Annotated in this window: 1 pseudogene; it reads right to left on the reverse strand. The window is 58.2% G+C overall.

What is annotated here, in order from left to right:
* Positions 1 to 239: pseudogene (locus tag AOA60_RS29650) on the reverse strand (rhs family protein); the annotation flags it as partial.

A 239-nucleotide genomic window follows, 5' to 3' on the forward strand; every position in this document is an offset into this window, starting at 1 on the left:
TGTGGCGTGCCGAGGTGGTCGAGTTGGTAGTGGTAGGGCTGGGTGTCGGTTGGACCGAATCCTTCCAGTAGTGCCAAAGGACGAAAGCTGTCGGGTTCGTAAAGGTAGCTGCGGTGGCGGTCTGCATGGTGTTCGGCAATCAGCTTGTCGCCTTGCCAGAAGAACTCCGTGGTTAAACCGTCGACAGTCTTACTGATACGCCGTCCAAACGGGTCGTAGCGGTAGCTGGCGGTTTGCCC

This window comes from Pseudomonas sp. 2822-17 (assembly GCF_002742485.1).
GTDB classification, from domain to species: domain Bacteria; phylum Pseudomonadota; class Gammaproteobacteria; order Pseudomonadales; family Pseudomonadaceae; genus Aquipseudomonas; species Aquipseudomonas cyclaminis.